Annotated in this window: 26 protein-coding genes, 2 tRNA genes and 1 pseudogene; 17 read left to right on the forward strand and 12 right to left on the reverse strand. The window is 67.0% G+C overall.

Annotated elements, in window-relative coordinates; genetic code table 11:
• The 14 genes from Q8N10_RS03480 to Q8N10_RS03545 all read left to right on the forward strand — a co-directional run bounded on the left by Q8N10_RS03480 (position 1) and on the right by Q8N10_RS03545 (position 7884).
• On the forward strand, positions 1-363 hold the full coding sequence (locus Q8N10_RS03480; protein ID WP_304778055.1) for a hypothetical protein: 363 nt from the start codon (positions 1-3) through the stop codon (positions 361-363).
• Positions 363-539: a hypothetical protein gene (locus Q8N10_RS03485; RefSeq protein WP_304778058.1), complete on the forward strand. Its 177-nt coding sequence runs from the start codon at positions 363-365 to the stop codon at positions 537-539. Before Q8N10_RS03480 ends, Q8N10_RS03485 begins: the two co-directional genes overlap by 1 nt.
• Positions 536-1603, forward strand: coding sequence for a hypothetical protein (locus Q8N10_RS03490; protein ID WP_304778061.1), 1068 nt, complete (start codon positions 536-538; stop codon positions 1601-1603). Before Q8N10_RS03485 ends, Q8N10_RS03490 begins: the two co-directional genes overlap by 4 nt.
• Positions 1604-1611: 8 nt before the next feature.
• Entirely contained in the window at positions 1612-2427 is an 816-nt protein-coding gene (locus Q8N10_RS03495; protein ID WP_304778064.1) for an ERF family protein, read from the forward strand.
• Complete coding sequence (locus Q8N10_RS03500) at positions 2424-3050, forward strand: lambda exonuclease family protein (protein ID WP_304778067.1); 627 nt, start codon at positions 2424-2426, stop codon at positions 3048-3050. The genes Q8N10_RS03495 and Q8N10_RS03500 overlap by 4 nt, the downstream gene beginning before the upstream one ends.
• 103 nt (positions 3051-3153) lie before the next feature.
• Positions 3154-3657, forward strand: coding sequence for a hypothetical protein (locus Q8N10_RS03505; protein WP_304778070.1), 504 nt, complete (start codon positions 3154-3156; stop codon positions 3655-3657).
• On the forward strand, positions 3654-4139 hold the full coding sequence (locus Q8N10_RS03510) for a hypothetical protein (protein ID WP_304778073.1): 486 nt from the start codon (positions 3654-3656) through the stop codon (positions 4137-4139). Before Q8N10_RS03505 ends, Q8N10_RS03510 begins: the two co-directional genes overlap by 4 nt.
• The gene (locus tag Q8N10_RS03515) at positions 4136-4318 is read left to right on the forward strand and encodes a hypothetical protein (protein WP_304778076.1); all 183 of its coding nucleotides are present in this window, start codon (positions 4136-4138) and stop codon (positions 4316-4318) included. The genes Q8N10_RS03510 and Q8N10_RS03515 overlap by 4 nt, the downstream gene beginning before the upstream one ends.
• Positions 4315-4626 (forward strand): hypothetical protein, encoded by a 312-nt coding sequence (locus tag Q8N10_RS03520; RefSeq protein WP_304778079.1) that lies wholly within the window; start codon positions 4315-4317, stop codon positions 4624-4626. Before Q8N10_RS03515 ends, Q8N10_RS03520 begins: the two co-directional genes overlap by 4 nt.
• Entirely contained in the window at positions 4623-4970 is a 348-nt protein-coding gene (locus Q8N10_RS03525) for a hypothetical protein (RefSeq protein ID WP_304778082.1), read from the forward strand. Before Q8N10_RS03520 ends, Q8N10_RS03525 begins: the two co-directional genes overlap by 4 nt.
• Positions 4971-5019: 49 nt before the next feature.
• Entirely contained in the window at positions 5020-5508 is a 489-nt protein-coding gene (locus tag Q8N10_RS03530) for a hypothetical protein (protein WP_304778085.1), read from the forward strand.
• Positions 5505-5921, forward strand: a complete 417-nt coding sequence (locus Q8N10_RS03535) for a hypothetical protein (RefSeq protein ID WP_304778088.1) — start codon at positions 5505-5507, stop codon at positions 5919-5921. The genes Q8N10_RS03530 and Q8N10_RS03535 overlap by 4 nt, the downstream gene beginning before the upstream one ends.
• Positions 5922-6108: 187 nt before the next feature.
• Positions 6109-6960, forward strand: a complete 852-nt coding sequence (locus tag Q8N10_RS03540; protein ID WP_304778090.1) for a hypothetical protein — start codon at positions 6109-6111, stop codon at positions 6958-6960.
• A gap of 366 nt (positions 6961-7326) precedes the next feature.
• Positions 7327-7884, forward strand: coding sequence for a hypothetical protein (locus Q8N10_RS03545; protein ID WP_304778093.1), 558 nt, complete (start codon positions 7327-7329; stop codon positions 7882-7884).
• 18 nt (positions 7885-7902) lie between these two features.
• Here Q8N10_RS03545 and Q8N10_RS03550 read toward each other — a convergent pair whose 3' ends face one another.
• Together Q8N10_RS03550 and Q8N10_RS03555 are read right to left on the reverse strand one after the other, a co-directional pair.
• Positions 7903-8208 (reverse strand): ETC complex I subunit, encoded by a 306-nt coding sequence (locus tag Q8N10_RS03550; protein ID WP_304778096.1) that lies wholly within the window; start codon positions 8206-8208, stop codon positions 7903-7905.
• A gap of 36 nt (positions 8209-8244) precedes the next feature.
• Positions 8245-8321, reverse strand: a tRNA-Pro gene (locus Q8N10_RS03555).
• Positions 8322-8443: 122 nt separating this feature from the next.
• Here Q8N10_RS03555 and Q8N10_RS03560 point away from each other — a divergent pair.
• The gene (locus Q8N10_RS03560) at positions 8444-8602 is read left to right on the forward strand and encodes a hypothetical protein (protein ID WP_304778097.1); all 159 of its coding nucleotides are present in this window, start codon (positions 8444-8446) and stop codon (positions 8600-8602) included.
• Here the strand turns inward: Q8N10_RS03560 and Q8N10_RS03565 are convergent.
• From Q8N10_RS03565 to Q8N10_RS03605, 9 genes are all read right to left on the reverse strand, one after another.
• Positions 8599-9030, reverse strand: a complete 432-nt coding sequence (locus Q8N10_RS03565) for a PaaI family thioesterase (RefSeq protein ID WP_304778099.1) — start codon at positions 9028-9030, stop codon at positions 8599-8601. The two genes, Q8N10_RS03560 and Q8N10_RS03565, sit on opposite strands and share 4 nt — an antisense overlap.
• Complete coding sequence (locus tag Q8N10_RS03570; RefSeq protein WP_304778101.1) at positions 9027-9818, reverse strand: glutaminyl-peptide cyclotransferase; 792 nt, start codon at positions 9816-9818, stop codon at positions 9027-9029. Before Q8N10_RS03570 ends, Q8N10_RS03565 begins: the two co-directional genes overlap by 4 nt.
• 67 nt (positions 9819-9885) lie before the next feature.
• Positions 9886-10521: a cold-shock protein gene (locus Q8N10_RS03575; RefSeq protein ID WP_304778103.1), complete on the reverse strand. Its 636-nt coding sequence runs from the start codon at positions 10519-10521 to the stop codon at positions 9886-9888.
• A gap of 185 nt (positions 10522-10706) precedes the next feature.
• A tRNA-Glu gene (locus Q8N10_RS03580) sits at positions 10707-10781 on the reverse strand.
• A 92-nt stretch (positions 10782-10873) separates the two neighbouring features.
• Positions 10874-12679: a single-stranded-DNA-specific exonuclease RecJ gene (gene recJ, locus Q8N10_RS03585; RefSeq protein WP_304778105.1), complete on the reverse strand. Its 1806-nt coding sequence runs from the start codon at positions 12677-12679 to the stop codon at positions 10874-10876.
• Positions 12679-13632: a class II fructose-bisphosphatase gene (glpX, locus tag Q8N10_RS03590; protein WP_304778107.1), complete on the reverse strand. Its 954-nt coding sequence runs from the start codon at positions 13630-13632 to the stop codon at positions 12679-12681. Before glpX ends, recJ begins: the two co-directional genes overlap by 1 nt.
• Before the next feature lie 51 nt (positions 13633-13683).
• Positions 13684-14973, reverse strand: coding sequence for a homoserine dehydrogenase (locus Q8N10_RS03595; protein WP_304778109.1), 1290 nt, complete (start codon positions 14971-14973; stop codon positions 13684-13686).
• A complete protein-coding gene (locus Q8N10_RS03600) occupies positions 14970-16190 on the reverse strand; it encodes an LL-diaminopimelate aminotransferase (RefSeq protein WP_304778112.1) in 1221 nt (406 codons plus the stop codon). Before Q8N10_RS03600 ends, Q8N10_RS03595 begins: the two co-directional genes overlap by 4 nt.
• Positions 16191-16299: 109 nt before the next feature.
• Positions 16300-16851: a hypothetical protein gene (locus Q8N10_RS03605; RefSeq protein WP_304778114.1), complete on the reverse strand. Its 552-nt coding sequence runs from the start codon at positions 16849-16851 to the stop codon at positions 16300-16302.
• A 28-nt stretch (positions 16852-16879) separates the two neighbouring features.
• On the opposite strand from Q8N10_RS03605, the pseudogene phaC reads away from it, so the two are divergent.
• Both phaC and Q8N10_RS03615 read left to right on the forward strand, forming a co-directional pair.
• A pseudogene (gene phaC / locus Q8N10_RS03610) lies at positions 16880-18868 on the forward strand (class I poly(R)-hydroxyalkanoic acid synthase).
• The gene (locus Q8N10_RS03615; RefSeq protein WP_304778117.1) at positions 18869-19120 is read left to right on the forward strand and encodes a UvrB/UvrC motif-containing protein; all 252 of its coding nucleotides are present in this window, start codon (positions 18869-18871) and stop codon (positions 19118-19120) included.
• A 4-nt stretch (positions 19121-19124) separates the two neighbouring features.
• On the opposite strand, the gene Q8N10_RS03620 is transcribed toward Q8N10_RS03615, so the two are convergent.
• The gene (locus tag Q8N10_RS03620) at positions 19125-19703 is read right to left on the reverse strand and encodes a histidine phosphatase family protein (protein WP_304778120.1); all 579 of its coding nucleotides are present in this window, start codon (positions 19701-19703) and stop codon (positions 19125-19127) included.
• Between the last annotated feature and the right edge of the window lie 26 nt (positions 19704-19729).

Raw genomic sequence — 19729 nt, forward strand, 5'->3', positions numbered from 1 at the left:
ATGGCCCAGGTCTTTCAATTCCCCCCTCGCCCCGCCCGCGCCATGCCTATCGATATGGCCGCCCGCGTGGCCACGAACGCCGCCGACCTCGCGGCATGGCAACGGACCCCCGGCGGCCGCCTCGTCGGAGCCCTGAACACCCTCAAGGCTGTCGGCTACGAGCACACCGCTGATCGAGTCTATGCGACCTACCTGAGGTCCCTCACCCGCCCTGACGGTCGTGACGTGCCGCTGATCGGTGAAGCCCTGACCGAACTCCTCTCCATCCCTCAGGAAGACGCCATGCCCCGCCTTGCGGTCGCGGACGCCTGCAGGGCCCTGGCCGACATGCTGGCCGAACCACTGACGCAAGGAGCGGCCTGATGTCTCAACAGCATCGCATCATCGCCTCCGAGGCAGGCCAGTGCTTCGCCCCCGCTCATGGGTCCATCCACATGTTGCCCAGGGCGCGCGGACACCTTGTCGGCCACGTCATCGCCTTCGCCGCCGGTGGGCTGCTGGCGACCCTCATTCTCATTCTCGAAAGGAGCGTCGGATGAACGCGCCCGTCACCATCATCGAAGAGACGGCGATCTCGTTCGTCGCCGACCCTCAGACCCCGCTCGCGGTCCTGCAGAACAAGGCCGAGGCGGACTCGCTGTTCGCCCGCGTCCAGGCCGAGATCGAGGCCCACGTTCCCGACCTGACCACGGCGAAGGGACGCGAGGCGATCAAGTCCCTGGCCTTCAAGGTCACCAAGACCAAGACCGCCGTCGATGCCGCCCGGAAGACCCTGACGGAGGACGCCCGCAAGCAGGTGGACGCCGCCAACGCCGCCGGCCGGGTGATCTGGGACCGGTTGGAAGCCCTAGCCATCGAAGCCCGCCGCCCCCTCACCGAGTGGGAGGAAGCCGAGAAGGCCCGCGTCGAGACCGTCGCCAACTGCTTCGGCGCCATCGAAGACCTTTCCCGGCAAGTTGTCGAGGACACCGCTGCGGCGGTCGCCGAACGCGCCGCCCAACTGCAGGCCATGACCTTTGACGCCAAGGTGTTCGGCGACAGCCTGGAGCGGGCCGAAAGCGCGCGCGCCGCGGGCATTGAAGGCCTGAATGTCCTTCACGCCCGGCTGACCCAAGAAGAGGCCGACCGCGCCGAGTTGGCCCGGCTGCGCCAGGAGGCCGCCGAGCGGGAGGAACGCGAACGCGCCGAGGTCGCCGCCAAGGAAGCCGCGCAGGCTGAAGCTACCCGCGCCGCCCAGGCCAAGGCCGATGAAGACGCCCGCGCGGAACGTGAAGCCGATGCCCGGTCACTTGCTGCCGCCAACGCCGCCGAAGACGCTCGCAAGGAAGCGGAGCGCGCCTCTCAGGCGGCCCTCGCCGAGCAAGCCCGCGCCCACCAGGCCGAACTCGACCGCATCCAGCGGGAGACGGACGCCGAAGCCGCCAAGGCCAAGCGCGAAGCTGACGAAGCCGAGGCCCGCGAGAAGAACCGCGCCCACGTCTCCAAGATCATGGGAGCCGCCAAGCTGGCGGTCATGGGCTTGGGCGTCTCGGAAGACCACGCCAAGGCCGTCGTGAAGGCCATCCAGACCGGCGCCATCCCCCACGTCTCCATCAAGTTCTGAGGTCCGACATGAACGCAGCCGCCCCCATGGTCATTGACCACGACACCCAGGCCCTCGACGTCTCTCCGAAGACGCGGGCGGCCCAGGTCATCAAGACCGACGCCTCCAAGGTCATGGATCTGATGATCCGGGCCGGAAAGGACCTGGACTTCGACAAGCTGGAACGCATGCAGACGTTCTACGAGCGCCTGAAGGCCCAGGACGCCGAGGCCGCGTTCAATGCCGCCATGAAGGCCGCGCAGGGCGAAATGGGGGCCGTGCGGACGAACAAGGCCAACAGCCAAACCCGCAGCCGCTACGCCGATTATCAGGCGCTCGATGCGATGGCCCGGCCGGTCTACACGGCGCACGGCTTCGGTCTGAGCTTCAACCAGGGCGCCAACGCCCCCGCCGATCACGTTCGGGTCGAGTGCTACGTCTCCCACGAGGCGGGGTTCAGCCGCACCTATCACATTGACATGCCTGCCGACGGCAAGGGCGCCAAGGGCGGCGATGTCATGACGAAGACCCACGCGACTGGGTCGGCCATGTCCTACGGCCAACGCTACCTGCTGAAGCTGATCTTCAACATCGCCGTGGGCGACGATGACGATGGCAACGCGGCTGGCCGCAAGCAGGACCCGAACGACTGGATCAGCGAACATCAGGTCGCCGACCTGACGAAGTTGATCGACGAAAGCGGGGCCGACCGCGACCGCTTCCTCAACGTCTTGAAGGTCGACACTCTCGCTCACCTGCCCAAGCGCGACTTCCAGCACGCTTGCCGCCTGCTGGCGCAGAAGAAGGCCGCCAACGCCAAGACCCAGCAGGGAGCCAGCCAGTGAGCGGCCCGATCATCCACGACGCCATCGAGCAAGGCACCGAGGCTTGGCACCAACTGCGCTGCGGCCTTCCGACCTCGTCGAAGTTCTCCGACATCATGGCGAAAGGCGAGGGCAAGACCCGCCGAACCTACATGCTCCGCCTGGCCGGCGAGATCATCACCGGCCAACCGGCGGAGACCTTCAAGAGCGCCGAGATGGAGCGCGGCAACGCCATGGAGGAGGACGCCCGCGAGGCCTACGCCTTCACTCAGGGGCAGGACGTCCGCCAAGTGGGCTTCATCGTCAACGGGCCCAAAGGGTGCAGCCCCGATGGGCTGATCGACGCCAATGGTATGGTCGAGTTCAAGACCAAGAAGCCCGAGCTGCACATCGCCTGCCTGCTGAAGGACGAGTTCCCCAGTGAGCACCGCGCACAGTGCCAAGGGGCCCTTTGGGTCGCTGAGCGGGAATGGATCGACCTTGGCGTCTACTGGCCTGGCCTGCCGCTCTTCGTGAAGCGGGCCTATCGGGATGACAATTTCATCCGCGACCTCGCCCACGCCGTCGATGTCTTCAACGTCGAGCTCCACGAGACCGTCGAGAAGGTCCGGCGCTATGGCCAGCCCGAGAAGGCTGCGGCCTGATGCGCCCGCCCGTCGAGGAAATCTCCGCCGAGGAGGCCCGCGCCTTCTTTGCGAAGGTGAAGGCGCTCTTTCCCGGGCGCGACGGCGCGCTGGGTGGCGGCCGATGATCGCTCCACCGATCCCGACGCGATGGGACGGGGAAGCCTTCGTGCCCCTGCCCCGGTTCGCGGGCCTCGCTGATGAGCATTACGTCGTCGGCCAAGTCTACACGATGGCCGAGATCCAGGCCCGTTCCCACAAGACCCACGCCCACTATTTCGCTCGGGTCAACGACATCTGGGCAACCCTGCCCGATCCGCTGGCGGCGCGGTTCAAGTCCGCTGATGCTCTCCGCAAGTATGCGCTGATCAGCACCGGCCACTGCGACGAGTCCTCGACTGTCTGCATGTTCAAGACCGAGGCGCAGCGGCTGGCGGCCTCCATGCGGCCTCTGGATGAGTTCTCCGTCGTCACGGTGAACGGCAAGGTGGTCACGCGCTACACGGCCAAGTCCATGGACATAAAGTCGATGGATAAGGAGGCTTTCCAGAAGGCGAAGGAAGACACCCTCCGTTTCCTTGAAGACCTGATTGGCGTGGCGCCGGCCGAGCTGGCGAGGGCGGCATGATCCGCCCTTCCCCCAAGGCCATAGCCGAAGCCCGCGAGATCATCCGCCAGGACAAGCGCGCCCGAAAGGCCGAGCGGCCGGCGCGGACCATCCAGGCGCGGATCAAGCCCAAGGGCGGCCGAGACCGCGACGGCGACTACATGACGTGGCAGCATGAGAGCGGGCTGGTCTGCATCGCCTGCGAGATGCTCGGCGAACCCACGGCGCGCCAGCTCATGGGCGAGCCGAATCCCATCGAGGTCGCCCACCAGCACATCGACGGCTCGAAGCTGGGCGTGCGTGATCACGACCGCCACTCCTGCCCTCTCTGCCGGTGGCATCACCAGCTCGCTCCGAACGCCTGCGACAAGGGCCAGGACAGCTTCTGGGCCCGGCTGGGCATCGACGCCGCGGACTACTGCGCAGCGCTCTACGAGGCCTTCCGTGGCGGGTCTGACGGCCTCCGGGTGCAGCGCCGCTTCATCCCATCGAGGCCGTCATGAGCGACGTGATGAAGACCGTCGCCGCCGTGGCGACCGCCATCGGAGCGCTGAAGCTGAAGCGCCACAACATCGTCAGCACCCGCGAAGGCGTGGAGATTCACCAGATGGGCAAGCCGGTCCTGCTGTTGACCCACCAGGCCGCGCTCGACTTCGCCCGTGAATGTCAGGAATCCGAATGACCGCTCTATCACCCTGCCGCTTTTGCGGTGAGCGCGAGCATCTGCAGGTCGAACCTTTCGGCCTAGAGCGCGTGGCGATCATCAATGGGAAGGTGTGCGAGATCGTCTGGAAGGACGGCGAGCCGACCGGCACGGAACAGGTAACCGCTGTCACCTGTCAGGTCTGCGACTGCACCGCCCCGCTGGACGTCTGGAACGGCACGCGGCCGAAGAGCGACTACGCCCTGCTGCGGGACTTCGATCCCGAGCCGGAGTCGGAAGCCGCGCACCCCCACACCCTCATCCCAACCGAGAGCGCGCGCGGATGAAACTGCCTCAGGCCAAGTACACCCGGTTCCCTTGGTATCTCGAGCGCATCGAGAGCTATCAGGGCGAGCCTCATCTGGTCGGCGCGCAGATCTGCTGCGCCTCATACCTCATTGGCGAAATTTCGGGAGCCATCGAGATTGGCGGTCGGCCGCACAGCATCCACCTTGCCAACACCCATCTGATGATCGGCGCGGCCAGCCTGGATAGGGCCGCCCGCGAGATCGATCGGCTCGCGCTCATCATCGATAGCGCTGTTCGTCATTCGGAGCCCGGCTTTCGAGACACGGTGCTCGGCGCCCTGAAGGCCAATCGCGCAGCGATCCTGAAGGCCGCTGGTCAATGACCTGTCGCCGCCAACCCCTCCTGCACACCCCTTCAACTACAGGTGACGAATGAGCTACCAGAGCATGGACCACGCGGGCTGGGTCGAGAATAGCAACGCCGCCGACAATAAGATGCGGGGCCACCGCAAGGGCTACAGGACCAAGCCCGAGACCCTTGCGCCCTTCCAGGGCCGCGTGATGGACATCCTTGGGATGGTCTGCGGCGGCATCTACAACGCCCCGATTTCATGGGACAAGACCGAATGGAATGCCGGCGGCGGGATGTTCGTCACGCTGCGTGACGACGGGTTCTCGACCTTCGACTTCTACAAGCTGACCGCGCTCGTCTTCCTTTGCCACGAAGCCCGCATCCGGTGCGAGATCTCAGCGAAGGCTCGCGGCTATCTCGAACTCGGCTTCTGGCAGCGCGGCCACCAGGGCGGCATGGGCCAGCGCCACCCCAATCTGGACGAGGCGGTCACGGCCTTCCGCGCCTACCTGCCGGCCGATCACAGCATCGTCTACGCCCCCACCGAGGGTGTGAGGGTGGCACCGTGACTAAGGCCGCTTTCGCCCTCGACGCCGACAACCTGCCTCACCGGATGACGGCAGCGCAGGTATGCGAGTTGGCGCGCTGTTCGAAGGTCACCCTCTGGCGCCGGCGCAAGCTGGACCCCGATTGGCTGGCCCCTGCCCCGCTCCAGCTCGGCAAGGATCTCGTATTCGCCCGCGAGGACGTCACCCGCGCCCTCGGATTGACTGGCCCCCAGGAGGGGGTGAAGGATGCCGACCCGCCAGCCCCCACCCCCTACGTCTTCGACCCTGATGCCGCGCGCGCCTACAAGCAAAGAACTCGGACGGTTCGTCAGCCGCCGCGGCCCGCGAGCGGACGGGACATTTCGCGTGCTGTTCGAGCTTCCGCCAAGGCTCCGGCCCTCCGGTTGGTTGCCGACAACGCCCCTACCGATTGAGGGGCAGAGGACCGGGGACCTATTCAACCGGGACGAGGTTCTGCGTATTCAGCGCGACGCCGCCGAGCTCTATCGCCGATACTTGGCCAGCAAGCTGCCATCCGCCCCAAAGCCCCCTGAGCGATCCTTCAAGATCCTGCTCGATTCCTGGCTGGACGAAGCTGGCCGCCGGACCCGGCCCAAGACCATGGCCGGCTATCGTCTCCTGGCGAAGGACATCGAGGCGCTCGTAGAGACTGCCACGCCGAAGCCTGACGCCGTCCGCCTCACCCGCGACGACGTCAGCCAGATGCTCAGGGCGTTCGATGACCGCCCAACGACAAAATGGCACATCCGGAAGGCCATGCGCCTGGTCATGGACCAAGCCGTCGCGAAGGGCTGGCGGCTGGATAATCCAGTCATCGGCGTGAAGCTGAAGATGCCGACCTCGACCGTAAGGATCTGGGAACAGGCCGACGTCGACGCCCACGCCTGGGCTGCGGTGTGGGTCGGTCAGCCCTGGGTCGCGGCGCTCATTCTCACCGAATGGGAAATAGGCCAACGGCTCACCGATTGCGTGCTGCTGACGCGCGCCCTGCGGCCCGGCGCGGTCGGGTACGACGCCTCCTGCGGTATGTTCCGCTTTCACCAGTCGAAGACGGCCGACGGCGAGGGCGGCGGCTATGTCACCATCCAGGTCAGCGAGTACCTCCGAGAGGTCCTGGCGGGGTGCCTGGTGAAGGGCTCGCCGTATCTCTTCCATGATGGCGCGACTGGCCGGCCCTTCGCCGACGTCGATCGCCTGAGCCACGTCTTCGAAGAGGTGCGCGCGTTGGTCCTCGCCTCGGGGAACTGGCGCCACCTGGTGCTCAGAGCCCTACGTCACAGCTGCGTGGTGCAGCTGGCGCGCGCCGGGTGCACCGTGCCCGAGATCGCCTCAATCACCGGCCACAGCATCCAGACCGTCGCGAAGATGCTCACCGTCTATCTCCCCCGCGATTCCGTGGTCGCGCTCAATGCCCAGCGCAAACGGGGGTTGGTGGCCGGCGAGGCGTCGTAAACGCGCCCAAAACCGTCTGACCTGCCATGAAAAACTCGAGCAAATTCAAGTAAGCCCAAGAACCCAAAAAGTCTGACGGTCGGAAGTTAAAACAACGTCAGCCATTCGCTTAGAAGGCAGGTGCTCTATCCAGTTGAGCTAAGGGCGCTTCGTTGGTGCGGACTAGGCGATAGGGCCTTGAGCGCCTGTCCGCAAGCGGCCGGGCAGGCCTTGGCGGGTAGCGTCTGAAAAACACCACAAAGCACAGGAACCAAAAGTCGTTAATTCATCTTAAGCAATCACCGTGAGTACAAGATGCAGTGATTGTAGCTCTCAGATCTCCGCGCGTCGTGGAATCTCACGCCTTAAACAAGGTGGAGCTACACCATGAAACTCTATATTCACGTCATTGCAGCGCTTGCGCTGGGAACACTGGCATCCGGCTGCGCAACCCAACAAACCGCCCGTCTCGACGCGGCGCAAACCTTGGCCGCAGCGCCGGGTGTGCCGCACAACGCCAGCATGGAAACCGGCCTGACCTCGCTGCGGTATGGCGACCTCTACACCGCGACGAACCTGCTCGAACGCGCCGTCGCCGCCCGTCCCTCCCTGCGCAACCGGTTCAACCTGGCCGTGGGCTACGAGAACACCGCCCGTCGCCGGGAAGCCGCCGAGATCTATCGTGGGCTCGTGCGGGATGGCCAGTATGCCTATCTCGACGGAACGTTGAGCGGCGATGGTCCCAGCGCCCCGCGGCGCCGGTTCAATGTGGCGGATGAAGCCCAACAGCGCCTGGCACTGATCGAGAACAGCAGTGCGCCTCAGCGCACGATCGTCACCGCACGGTCGGCTGAAGAAGCGGCGATTCCCGCCTCGGCCACGGTGGGCTCGCCCCGCGCCCGCATCTCAGACTCCGAAGCCGCGCGCCTCGACGGTATTTCCTGAACCCTGGAGCGCCCTGGGCTAGTGGGTCCAGGGCTGCTTGCGGTTGAAGGCGAAGTTGTCGGCGTAGGCCTTCACGATGCGCTTGGCCGGCTTGGGATCGAACAGCTGGAAGGGGATAGCGTGGGCCTGCGCGTAGGCGACCGCGTCCTCCGAGGTGTCGAACGACAGGCGGATCTGGCCGTCGGTGTCGCGGGTCTGGGTCCAGCCCATCAGCGGGTCTGAGGCCCGGGCGTCCTCGGGCGCGAACTCGAGCAGCCAATCCTTGGTCTTGGCCTTGCCAGACTGCATGGCGTTCTTGGCCGGACGGTAGATGCGCGCGAGCATGACAGATCCCTGGCGATAAGTCGTTTTGGCCGGTGCTGGTCGGGGCGAGAGGATTCGAACCTCCGACCCTCTGGTCCCAAACCAGATGCGCTACCAGGCTGCGCTACACCCCGAAAAGCACCGGAGGGCGTGGGATATAAGGCTTTGGCCGTTCCCGCAAACGATAGGAGGCCGCAGGGCTCGATCCCTCGACCTTTGCCGCCTTCGTCTGTTAGGTTTGGGACGGGGAGCCGGCATGCCGAGATCAAAAACAAAGTCGAAACGCACCCGGCGCGGCGAGATGCGCAAGCGCGCCCAGTTCTTCGACCGCCACGCCGAACACATCCGTCTGGTGCTGATCGGCGGCGGGGCGATCCTCGTCGCCACCCTCCTGGCCAAGGTCGTCCTGGGCTAACGCGCCCGCCGGTGCATGAGCTTGAACACACCTGAGGCGCGGACCACATCATGGCCGCCGACATAGGCCCGACCCTCCACGAAGGCCACATCGCGGGTGGCGCGGGTGACACGGGCGTCCCCCATCACCCATTCCCCGATCCGGGCCATGTGCAGGAAATCCACCGACAGGTGGATGGTCACCGACCGGGTCTGGGTCGCGCGCCAGACGGCGGCGGCCAGCAGGCCGTCCAGGAAGGCGGTCAACATGCCGCCGTGCACCAGACCCAGTCCATTGGCGTGCCGCTGCTCGGCGAAGAAGGCTTGCTCGGTCAGGCCCTCCTGCTGCTGGACGCGGTGATAATAGGGGCCGTTGATGGTGGAGAAGTCACCGCGCCCCTGGGACTTGATGAAGCCCTCCGGGGGCGTGATCTCGGCCAGCGCGGTCATCGGGCGTCCTTCAGGGGCTTCAGGTCGATTTGGTAGAGGTTGGGCCAGTACTTGCCGGTGACGAACAGGCGGTCACCCTTCTGGTCATAAGCGATGCCGTTGGCGACGGCGTTGGGGTCCCGGTAGGACAGGGTCTCGGGCAGGCCGGTCAGGTCGATCCAGCCCTTCACCGCGCCCGTCCCGGGATCGATGCGGGCGATGCGGTTGGTCTCCCAGATGTTGGCAAGGATCTCGCCCTTCACCCATTCCAGCTCATTGAGCCGGAGCACTGGCCGGCCCTCGGCGGTCACCTTGATCCGCCGGGTCTCGCGCAGGGTCTTAGGGTCGAGAAACCGCAGGAACGCGGTGCCGTCGCTCATGATCAGGAACTTGCCGTCCTGGGTCAGGCCCCAGCCCTCTCCCGGATAGCTGAAGCTGCCCTTGCGGGCGAAGGTCTTCAGGTCCCACCGGTAGCCCGTCTCGTGCCGCCAGGTGAGGCTCACGATCTCGGAGCCGAAGTTGACGGCGCCCTCGCCGAACTGGTCCGGAGCGATGGCGGCCGATTTCAGGACGACGCCGTCCTTCAGCCGGACCTTACGGATCGTGGATCGGCCCAGCCATCCGGTGCTCTCGAACATGAAGCCGTCGAGATAGAACAGGCCCTGGGTGAAGGCCCGGGGGTCGTGGGGATAGGTGGCGCGCACCTCATAGCCCTGGACCGGCAGGACCGCGGCGGCGGGGCTGCCCACCATGACAGCGGCGAAGGCCATCGCCGCCAGCCATAGCGGCCTGAAGGACAAAGACGACAAGCCGGCCTCCCTGACTAGGACAGTCAGCTATCCTTTGGGGGAGGCTTGCGGCCTAGGCAAGGCGGGCTCAGGCCATGCCTATGGATTCCAGTTCCGCCACCACCAGGCCCTTGGGCCCCTCGGCGAAGCGAACCATGACGTCGTCCCCCGGCTGCAGGTCCTCGATGCCCGAGCGGCGCAGGGTTTCGATATGGACGAAGATGTCGCCGGGCTCGCCGTCCCGCACCACGAAGCCATAGCCCTTGGCGCGGTTGAACCACTTGACCTTGGCGCGCTCCAGGGGGCCTCGCGCCTCCGGCGCCGGACGTGAACTGCGGGCGGGGAAACCGCTCGCCTGCCGGTCGAAGCCCCCGTTGTGGCGATCGAAGCTGTCGCGGTCGCGTCGGAAGCCGTGATCCTCACGCGGCCGACGCTCAGCTGGGGGGGGCGCAGAGCTCTCGTCGAGGTCCACCACTTCCGACACCTGCCAGCCCTTGGGGCGACGGATGACGTCGCAAACAATGATGGCGCCCTCCAGGGCGTGTTCACGCCCCGAGTTCCTCAACGATGTCACATGTAGGAGTACATCTTTCAGGTCGGTCTGGCCCGGATCGTCAGGGACGATGAACCCATAGCCCTTACCTGCGTCGAACCACTTGATCCGCCCACTGATCCGCACAGCATCCTCGTGCGAATCTACACTCTCGAATTCGTAACCAGACATTTGCCCCTCTGGCCCGATCTCCCAATCCCTACGGATACTGGCCAGTCATAACACTGTTCTCGTAACAGGAGAGCCGTCAATGGGGGTTTTTCAGCCAAATGCACGCATTTGGTGTGTTTCTCGCGCTTTGCGCGATGGATTGGCGCCGAGCCTATGTCGGCTGCCCTTCTGAGGGCGAATTCGCGTGGCAGTCCCTAGGGGAGTCGAACCCCTCTCTCCAGGTTGAAAACCTGGCGTCCTAACCGATAGACGAAGGGACCGCAGCGGCGAAGGGCGGCTCTATATCTGCGTTCCTGGGGGTGTGCAAGCGCACTGACCACGACTTGTCGCAGTTCACCACAATGGCCGCGCTTCACCCCACCCGACGCAGGTCGGCGACGTCCTCGATCTCCAGCTCGACGCTGGATCGGCCTTGCCAGTCATCGGGCTTCAAGCGACCGACGATATGCAATCCGCCGCCCTCGGCCAGCAGGCGCGCGCCGATCTCCGTGCCCTCGGATCGCCAGGCCACGGCCTTCAGCTTGCCGCCGGTGCGGTCGGTCAGGGTGACCCGCACATGCCCCCCCTTGAGCGCCATGGCCCGCTCCACGCGGACATCGGAGAGGGCGAAGACCGGCTCAGGGTTGCCGGGGCCGAAGGGGGCCATCCGCTGGAAGCTCTCATACAGCGCCCGGTCGGCGCCGCCGGTGGTGATCAGGGCGTCGATGTCGAGGCCGTCCTCCGCCGCGGCGACCTCGCTTTCGTCGGCGAGGCGCTCGCAGAGAAAGGCGCGCAGCTCGGGAATCGTGTCGGGCTTGACGCTGAGGCCCGCGGCCATAGCGTGGCCGCCCCCGGCGATCAGCAGGCCCTCCTCATAGGCGGCCTGGACGGCCCGGCCGAGGTTCACCCCGGGCTGGGACCGGCCCGAGCCCTTGCCGACATTGGCCGCACGGTCGACGCCGATCACCATCACCGGCTTGCGATAGCGCTCCCGCAGGCGCCCGGCGACGATGCCGATGACCCCAGGGTGCCAGTCGTCGGCCGACACGAGCAGCACCGGCAGGTCGGCCTGATTGCTCTCGCGCTCGATGATCTGGACGGCCTGCTCCAGCACCTCGCGCTCGACTTCCTTGCGCGAGGCGTTCAGGGCGTCGAGTTCGGCGGCCAGGTCGGCGGCCTCGCGGGGGTCGTCAGTGGCCAGCAGGCGCGCGCCCAGGTCGGCGCGGCCGATGCGGCCGCCCGCGTTGATTCGGGGCCCCAGCACGAAGCCCACATGGAAGGCCGTGGCCGGCCCCTGGCTCTTGGCCACGTCCAGCAGCGCCTTGAGGCCAGGGTTGCGCCAGCCGGACATCACCTTCAGGCCCTGGGAGGCCAGGGCACGGTTGAAGCCCACCAGCTGGGTGACGTCGCAAATGGCGCCCATGCAGGCCAGGTCCAGCCATTGGCGGATATCGGGTTCGGGCCGCTCGGGCGTGAACAGGCCCTGGCGGCGCGCCTCGCGGTTCAGTGCGGCCATCAGAACGAAGGTGACCCCAGCGGCGGCCAGCACCCCCTGCCCCGACCCGCAGCCCGGCCTGTTGGGGTTCACCAGCGCCGTGGCGGGGGGAACCTCATCGCCGCGCATCAGGTGGTGGTCGATCACCACCACCTCCAGCCCGATCTCAACGGCGTAGGTCACCGCCTCCATGGCCGCGGCGCCGCAGTCGACAGTGATCACCAGCTCGACGCCCTCGTCCTTCAGGCGGCGGAATGCGGCGGGGGACGGCCCGTAGCCCTCGGTGATGCGATCGGGGACGTAGATGCGCAGGGGCGCGCCCATCGCCCGGGTCCAGCGCACCAGCTGGGCGGCGCTGGAGGCCCCGTCCACGTCATAGTCGGCGAACACCGCCATGGGGCGGCCCTTGGCGACGGCGTCCACCAGGATGGTGGCGGCCTTGTCCATGTCCATGAAGCTGGACGGGTCGGGGAACAGGGCCTTCAGGGTCGGATTGAGGTAGTGCTCGCCCAGGCCGTCCTGCACGCCACGCGAGGCCAGGGCCCGCGCCAGGGGCTCGGGCAGGCCCAGCGCCATCTCATGGCGGCGCACGGTCTCGGGATCGGCGGCCCGTTCGCGCCACAGCCGGCCGCTGAGCGACTTGGTGACACCCAGATAGCCCGCCGGGGTGGAGCCGTCAGCCATCACACCGGCCGTTTCATCCGCACTTCGCGCACCGTCTGGGTGGCGGAGTTCATGACGATGGTGTGGGTGTGAACGAAGCCGTCCTCATAGTGGACGCCGTCCAGCAGGGCGCCGTTGGTGACACCGGTGGCGGCGAAGATCGCGTCGGCTCTGACCATCTCGTGCAGATCATATTTGCGGTCGAAATCGGTGATGCCGATCCGCTTGGCCCGGGCCTTCTCGTCGGCGTTGCGGAACACCAGCCGACCCTGGAACTGCCCGCCGACACACTTCAGCGCCGCACAGGCCAGCACGCCCTCCGGCGCGCCGCCCTGGCCGAGATAGAGGTCAACGCCGGTAGAGGGGTCGGCCGTGTTCATCACGCCCGCCACGTCGCCGTCGGTGATCAGGTAGATGCGCGCACCCACCGAGCGGACGCTGGCGATGATCTCGGCGTGGCGCGGACGGTCCAGGATGCACACCGTGATCTCGCTGGGGTCGACGCCCTTGGCCTCGGCCAGATCCTCGACGTTCTGGGCCGGGGTCTTGTCGAGATCGATGATGCCGGCCGGATAGCCGGGTCCGCAGGCGATCTTGTCCATATAGGTGTCGGGCGCGTTCAGCAGGGTGCCCTTGGGCGCCCAGGCCATGACCGCCAGCGCATTGGCCATCGCCTTGGCGGTCAGGGTCGTGCCCTCCAGGGGGTCCAGGGCGATGTCGATCTTGGGGCCCTTCCCCCGTCCGACCTTCTCGCCGATGTAGAGCATGGGGGCTTCGTCCCGCTCGCCCTCGCCGATCACGATCTCGCCGTCGATATCCAGGTCGTTCAGGGCCGTGCGCATGGCGTCCACCGCCGCCTGGTCCGCCGCCATCTCGTCGCCCCGGCCCACCAGTTTCCAGGCGGCGATGGCGGCGATCTCGGTCACGCGAACAGCGTCGATCACCAGACCGCGATCGAGGATTTCGGAACTCATGGACACGTCTCCTGCCGGAATCCGGCATAGCCGGCGACTATCTTGAGATTCTCAGATGCGCGCGATGCGCAAGAGGCGCGGTCTCTCCAGCACTGAAGGCAGATTGGCGATGCGGTCGATGGCCGCCGTGAGCACCGACTCCGCCACCGCGTGGGTGGTCAGCACGATGGGAACACCGTCGGCGTTCTCCACCGGCTTTTGCAGGAAGCTCTCGATGGAGACGCCGGCCTCGGCCAGGGTCTCGGACACCGCGGCGATGACCCCAGGCTCATCCTTCACCAGGAAGCGCAGATAGGCCCGCCCCATGCTCTTGGAGGGATTCACGGGCGTGAAGGGCTTCAACTCCCCGGCCGGCCGCTGGAAGACCGGACGCACGGCGCCGGTCATCACGTCGGCGATGTCGGCGGCCACGGCGGCGGCGGTGGGACCTGCGCCCGCGCCAGGGCCCTGGATATAGATTGTGCCGATCCGGGTCCCCTCGATGAAGAGCGCGTTCATCGCCCCGCCGGCCTGGGCCAGGGGGTGATTGATCGGTGCCAGGGACGGATGCACGCGGACCAGGACGCCGTCCGACGATCGGTCAGCCGAGGCCACCAGCTTGACCCGGTAGCCCAGGTCGCGGGCCAGCTTGATGTCCAGCAGTTCGATGCCGTCGATGCCCTCGATCTCGGCCGCCGCATAGGTGGGCGCACAGCCGAAGGCCAGGGCCGCGAGGATGGAGATCTTGTGGGCCGCGTCGAAGCCGCCGACGTCCATGGTGGGATCGGACTCGGCGTAGCCCAGGCGCTGGGCCTCGGCCAGGACCTCGGCGAAGGCGCGGCCGCCGGAGTCCATCTCGGTCAGGATGTAGTTGCAGGTGCCGTTGAGGATGCCGGCCACCGACTTGATGTCGTCGCCGACCATGGCCTCGCGCAGCATCTTCACCGCCGGCGTGCCGCCCATGACGGCGGCCTCGAACAGCAGGGGCACGCCCTTGGACTCGGCCAGCAGGGCCAGTTCCGCGCCGTGCTCGGCGATCAGGGCCTTGTTGGCGGTGACCACGGGCTTGCCGGCGTTGAGCGCGGCCTCCACCGCGGCCTTCGCCGGACCGTCCGAGCCGCCGATCAGTTCCACGAACAGGTCATTGTCCGGCGAGGCGGCCAGGGCCACCGGGTCGTCGAACCACGGCAGGTTCGAGATGTCGAAAGGCCGGGGCCGCGAGCGCGAGCGCGCCGAGACCCCGGTGATCACCGCTTGCCCGCCGGCCGGGGCGAACCCCGGCCGGTCGGAGAGGAAGTTCAGCAGGCCGGCCCCGACGGTGCCCAGGCCAGCGACGCCGATGCGCCAGACGTCTTTGGTCATTGGGCCGCCAGGGTGTTGTGGGCCCGGCCGAGGATCTCTTCGGAATTGGCCAGGAACTTCTTCACGTTGCGCGCGGCCTGCCGGATGCGGTGTTCGTTCTCCACCAGGCCGATGCGGACATAACCCTCCCCGTACTCGCCGAAGGCCACGCCGGGAGCGACGGCGATGCCGGCCTCCTCGATCAGCAGCTTGGCGAACAGCATGGAGCCGGCGTCCTTGTACTGCTCGGGCAGCGGCGCCCAGGCGAACATCGAGGCGGGCGGCGCGGGGATGTCCCAGCCGGCGCGCTTCATGGAGGTTACCAGCGTATCACGACGGCTCTTGTATATGGCCCGGATCTCGTCGACGCAGTCCTGCGGCCCGTTCAGCGCCGCGGCCGCCGCAACCTGGATCGGGGTATAGGCCCCGTAGTCCAGATAGGACTTCACGCGGGCCAGAGCCGCGCACATCCGCTCATTGCCCACCACCATGCCCACGCGCCAGCCGGCCATGGCGTAGGTCTTGGACAGCGAGTTGACCTCGACGGCGATGTCCTTGGCCCCGTCCACCTGCAGGATGGAGGGCGGCGGGTTGTCGTCGAAGTAGATCTCGGAATAGGCGATGTCGGAAAGCACCAGCAGGTCGTGCTTCTTCGCCAGCGCCACGGCCTCCTTGTAGAAGTCCAGGTCCACCCACTGGGCCGTCGGATTGGACGGATAGGACAGGATGAGCACGCTGGGGGCCGGGCTGGAGTGGCGCATGGCGGCGCTGACGCCCGACAGGTACTCCTCCGGCGACGGGGCCGGCACGTGGCGGATCACGCCACCGGCCATGATGAAGCCGTAGGCGTGGATCGGGTAGGCCGGGTTGGGGCAGAGAATCACGTCGCCCGGGGCGGTGAGCGCCTGGGCCAGGTTGGCGAAGCCTTCCTTCGACCCCAGGGTGGCGATCACCTCGGTGTCAGGGTTTAGGGTCACGCCGAAGCGCTTCTTGTAGTAGCCGGCCATGGCGCGGCGCAGGCCGACAATGCCCTTGGAGGCGGAATAGCGCCCCGCCTTGGGGTCTCGAGCAGTCTCGATCAGCTTGTCGACGATGTGCTTGGGCGTCGGCATGTCGGGATTGCCCATGCCGAAGTCGATGATGTCCACGCCCTGGCCGCGCAGGCGGGCCTTGATGCGGTTCACTTCCTCGAAGACGTAGGGCGGAAGGCGTCGGATACGGTGGAATTCAGGGGTCATTTTGAGCTCGGGCCGCGGGCCTCGCGGCGGTAGGGAGCTGAGGTCGCGCGAGGCGGGTCCCGTTGCGGGGCTCCGCCAGGCAGGTTCAAGGTCGTCAGCCTCCGCGGGCCTATCTGGGCGGCGGAGGCGGTGTAGCTCGCGCCCGCTGGGCCTTGGCGAAGGCTTCGGTGGCCGCGGTGGTGGATTCGGGGCCGGTCGTTTCGGGGCCTGCCATATCGCGCGCACGGCCGGCGAAGGCCTCGGTGCCGGTCAGGGTCCAGGTGCCGGGCGCGGTCTCGCGGACCAGCTCGACACCTGCCACCTCGAGCTCGTCCGCCGCGCGGCCAAAAGCCGGCAGGGGGCGCACGTCGCTGGGAACCGAAGGAATGTCGGCGAAGGTCGGATAGTTGCGGCTCGCCCGCGCCTTTGCGGCCACCTCGGCGGCGATCGGCGAGGCGGGATCCACAGACGCGGTCACGAAGGGGTTGGAGATCGCGCATCCGCCGAGCATCGCGGCGGCGCAGGCGCAGACAAGCAGGCTCGTCCGCAAAGGTTCCAAGCGACTCATCACGAAAAGTCTAGGCGACGCGTTCATCTTGGCGCTGGTCTTATGCCATGATTGCTTCGGGCGAAAGAGCGCGAGCGCCAAGCCTGCAAGACAAACCTGGGAGAAGACGGTCATGAGCAAACAGCCGACCAAGACCAAGGCCGTGAAGGCCAAGGCGTCGGACAAGGCCAAGACCGGCTCCGCCAAGGCCAAGACCAAGGCCGTCAAGGCCGCCGAACCTAAGGCCAAGCCGTCCAAGCCCGCCCCCGAAGCGCCGCGCGTCGAGCCCCCCAGGGCCGAATCCCCCCGCGCCCAGCCCAGCCCTGCGGCCGCCGCGGCCTTCGGCGCCACCATCGACTTCCCGCAGGCCCAGCTCAGCCCCGAGCAGCGCGACATGATGGAGAAGCTGTCGGCGAACCTGGCCCGCGCGGCTCTCACCGCCCAGGGCGCCATCGCCGAAGCCGCCCTGCGTCAGGCCGAGCGCCCCGCCGCCCTGCAGCCCGACCCCTTCCACGTGGCGCCTGCCCTCACCGACGTCATGGGCCGGCTGGCGTCACAGCCCGACCGCCTGGTCCGGGCTCAGGCCGACCTGTTCCAACGCTATCTGGAGCTCTGGCAATCGGCGGCGCGCCGGGCTTCGGGCGAGACCGTCGAGCCTACCGTCGCGCCTGCCAAGGGCGACAAGCGGTTCATGGACCCCGAATGGAGCGACAACCCGGTCTTCGACGTGATCAAGCAGTCCTATCTGGTCACATCCAACTGGCTCAACGCCCTGGTCTCCGAGGTCGACGGCGTTGATCCCATGGCCAAGCGGCGGGTCGAATTCTTCATGAAGATGCTCACCGACGCCTTCTCCCCCTCCAACTTCCTGGTCTCCAACCCGGCGGCCCTGCGCGAGGCCATGTCGACGCAAGGCCAGAGCCTGCTGCAGGGCATGGAGAACTTCGCCGCCGACCTCACCCGCGGCGGCGGGACCCTGGCCATCAGCCAGACCGACTACGACATGTTCAAGATCGGCGAGAACGTCGCCACCGCCCCGGGCAAGGTGGTCTTCCAGAACGAGGTGCTGCAGCTGCTGCAGTTCACCCCCACCACGGAGACCGTGTTCGACATCCCGCTGGTGATCTTCCCGCCCTGGATCAACAAGTTCTACATCCTGGACCTGCGCCCCGAAAACTCGATGATCCGGTGGCTCACCGACCAGGGGATCACCGTCTTCGTGGCCTCCTGGGTCAATCCCGACGTGGAGTTGGCCGCCAAGACCTTCGAAGACTACATGCAGCAGGGCATCTATGAGGGCACCGCGGCGGCCATGAAACAGGCCGGTGTCGATCAGGTGAACACGGTCGGCTACTGCATCGGCGGCACCCTGCTCTCCTCCACCCTGGCCCATATGGCCGCCAAGGGGGACAAGCGGATCGCCTCGGCCACCTTCTTCGCCGCCCAGCAGGACTTCGCCGAGGCCGGCGACCTGCTGCTGTTCACCAACGAGGACTGGCTGGGGGACCTGGAGAAGCAGATGGACGCCGCTGGCGGCGTGCTGTCGGGCCAGGCCATGGCCGAGACCTTCAACTCCCTGCGGGCCAACGACCTGATCTGGTCATTCTTCGTGAACAACTACCTGATGGGCAAGGAGCCCAAGCCCTTCGACCTGCTGTTCTGGAACTCCGACCAGACCCGCATGCCCAAGGCCCTGCACCTGTTTTACCTGCGCAAGTTCTACGGCGAGAACGCCTTGGCCAAAGGCGAGCTGGTGATGGACAACATCAAGCTCGACCTGTCGAAGGTGAAGACCCCGGTCTATGTGCAATCGTCCAAGGAGGACCACATCGCCCCGGCGCGCTCTGTCTATCGCGGCGCCAAGCTGTTCGGCGGACCGGTGACCTTCACCCTGGCGGGCTCGGGCCACATCGCCGGCGTGATCAACGCCCCGGTCGCCAACAAGTACCAGCACTGGACCAACAACGACCTGCCGGCCTCCGTCGAACAGTGGATGGACGCCGCCAAGGAAACCCCCGGTTCCTGGTGGCCGCATTGGGCGGAGTGGCTGAAGGCGAAGTCAGGCGGACAGGTTCCGGCCCGCGACCCCGCCAAGGGCCCCTTCAAGCCGCTTGAAGACGCGCCCGGCTCCTATGTGAAGGTGAAGTCCTAGGTGGCCAAGACCATCGCCGAGCTGCAGCGTGAGATGGCCCAGGCGATGGACCACGAGGAATACGAACTGGCCGCGAAACTGCGCGACCAGATCGCGGCCCTGACCCCCGGCTCGGCGATTAGGGTCCAGCAGCCGGGCCAGATGGGCCTCGGCACCGACACCCAGGCCGTGCGGCCGCCCGAAGGCTGGAAACCGCCTCCCAAGCCCGACCTGATGACCCGGAACACCAAGCCCCGAGGCGGGCGGAAGTAGCTGGTCAGTCGGGAACGTTTCGCCAGCCGGTGAGCAGGCTGAACCCATCCTTGTCGATCTCGATCCAGCAGCCCCCGCCGGCATGCTGGGGTTTTTCGGCGGCGCCGATGGCGACATCCTGCAAGTGGGCCATCAGCAGTTCGCCCACCCCGCCGTGGGCCACCACGACGATATCGCCCCGGGTCGGCTCGTCGCGGGCCAGGCGCTGCATGGCGTTGACGATGCGGTCCTGGGCATGGCGGGCGGTTTCCCAACCGCGCACGCTCTCATCGGGCTTGCCGAAGAACTCGGCGACGACCTCCCAGAACTCAGGCGGGGCGATGTAGCCGGTGGCTGAGCGGTCGTTCTCACCAAGGTCCGGGTCGATCCGGTGTGGAACGCCGAGGCGACCGGCGATGATGGCGCCGCCATCCAGGGCCTTCTGCTCGTCGCTGGACCAGACGGCGGTGACGCTGCCGCCGGCCAGGGTGTCGGCGAACATGCCCGCGCGGCGGCGGCCCACCTCCGTCAGCGGCCAGTGGGGCACGGGGACGGCAGGGTCGATGACCACCTGCGGGTGGGTCAGGTAATATATGCGCGGCACGGGACGCCTCAGGCTTACAAAGGCGC

The sequence above is a fragment of the Phenylobacterium sp. genome (assembly GCF_030693625.1).
GTDB lineage: Bacteria > Pseudomonadota > Alphaproteobacteria > Caulobacterales > Caulobacteraceae > Phenylobacterium > Phenylobacterium ferrooxidans.

What these genes read in the sequence shown, in the direction of transcription:
- Q8N10_RS03550 (WP_304778096.1), bottom strand. Translation starts at nt 8,208, where the DNA reads ATGCTCGCGCGCATCTACCGTCCGGCCAAGAACGCCATGCAGTCTGGC.
- Q8N10_RS03575 (WP_304778103.1), bottom strand. Translation starts at nt 10,521, where the DNA reads ATGTCTGGTTACGAATTCGAGAGTGTAGATTCGCACGAGGATGCTGTG.
- Q8N10_RS03525 (WP_304778082.1), top strand. Translation starts at nt 4,623, where the DNA reads ATGAAACTGCCTCAGGCCAAGTACACCCGGTTCCCTTGGTATCTCGAG.
- glpX (WP_304778107.1), bottom strand. Translation starts at nt 13,632, where the DNA reads ATGAGTTCCGAAATCCTCGATCGCGGTCTGGTGATCGACGCTGTTCGC.
- Q8N10_RS03560 (WP_304778097.1), top strand. Translation starts at nt 8,444, where the DNA reads ATGCCGAGATCAAAAACAAAGTCGAAACGCACCCGGCGCGGCGAGATG.
- Q8N10_RS03600 (WP_304778112.1), bottom strand. Translation starts at nt 16,190, where the DNA reads ATGACCCCTGAATTCCACCGTATCCGACGCCTTCCGCCCTACGTCTTC.
- Q8N10_RS03520 (WP_304778079.1), top strand. Translation starts at nt 4,315, where the DNA reads ATGACCGCTCTATCACCCTGCCGCTTTTGCGGTGAGCGCGAGCATCTG.
- Q8N10_RS03485 (WP_304778058.1), top strand. Translation starts at nt 363, where the DNA reads ATGTCTCAACAGCATCGCATCATCGCCTCCGAGGCAGGCCAGTGCTTC.
- Q8N10_RS03595 (WP_304778109.1), bottom strand. Translation starts at nt 14,973, where the DNA reads ATGACCAAAGACGTCTGGCGCATCGGCGTCGCTGGCCTGGGCACCGTC.
- Q8N10_RS03515 (WP_304778076.1), top strand. Translation starts at nt 4,136, where the DNA reads ATGAGCGACGTGATGAAGACCGTCGCCGCCGTGGCGACCGCCATCGGA.
- Q8N10_RS03510 (WP_304778073.1), top strand. Translation starts at nt 3,654, where the DNA reads ATGATCCGCCCTTCCCCCAAGGCCATAGCCGAAGCCCGCGAGATCATC.
- Q8N10_RS03545 (WP_304778093.1), top strand. Translation starts at nt 7,327, where the DNA reads ATGAAACTCTATATTCACGTCATTGCAGCGCTTGCGCTGGGAACACTG.
- Q8N10_RS03490 (WP_304778061.1), top strand. Translation starts at nt 536, where the DNA reads ATGAACGCGCCCGTCACCATCATCGAAGAGACGGCGATCTCGTTCGTC.
- Q8N10_RS03495 (WP_304778064.1), top strand. Translation starts at nt 1,612, where the DNA reads ATGAACGCAGCCGCCCCCATGGTCATTGACCACGACACCCAGGCCCTC.
- Q8N10_RS03530 (WP_304778085.1), top strand. Translation starts at nt 5,020, where the DNA reads ATGAGCTACCAGAGCATGGACCACGCGGGCTGGGTCGAGAATAGCAAC.
- recJ (WP_304778105.1), bottom strand. Translation starts at nt 12,679, where the DNA reads ATGGCTGACGGCTCCACCCCGGCGGGCTATCTGGGTGTCACCAAGTCG.
- Q8N10_RS03540 (WP_304778090.1), top strand. Translation starts at nt 6,109, where the DNA reads ATGGCCGGCTATCGTCTCCTGGCGAAGGACATCGAGGCGCTCGTAGAG.
- Q8N10_RS03565 (WP_304778099.1), bottom strand. Translation starts at nt 9,030, where the DNA reads ATGACCGCGCTGGCCGAGATCACGCCCCCGGAGGGCTTCATCAAGTCC.
- Q8N10_RS03505 (WP_304778070.1), top strand. Translation starts at nt 3,154, where the DNA reads ATGATCGCTCCACCGATCCCGACGCGATGGGACGGGGAAGCCTTCGTG.
- Q8N10_RS03605 (WP_304778114.1), bottom strand. Translation starts at nt 16,851, where the DNA reads ATGACCGTCTTCTCCCAGGTTTGTCTTGCAGGCTTGGCGCTCGCGCTC.
- Q8N10_RS03480 (WP_304778055.1), top strand. Translation starts at nt 1, where the DNA reads ATGGCCCAGGTCTTTCAATTCCCCCCTCGCCCCGCCCGCGCCATGCCT.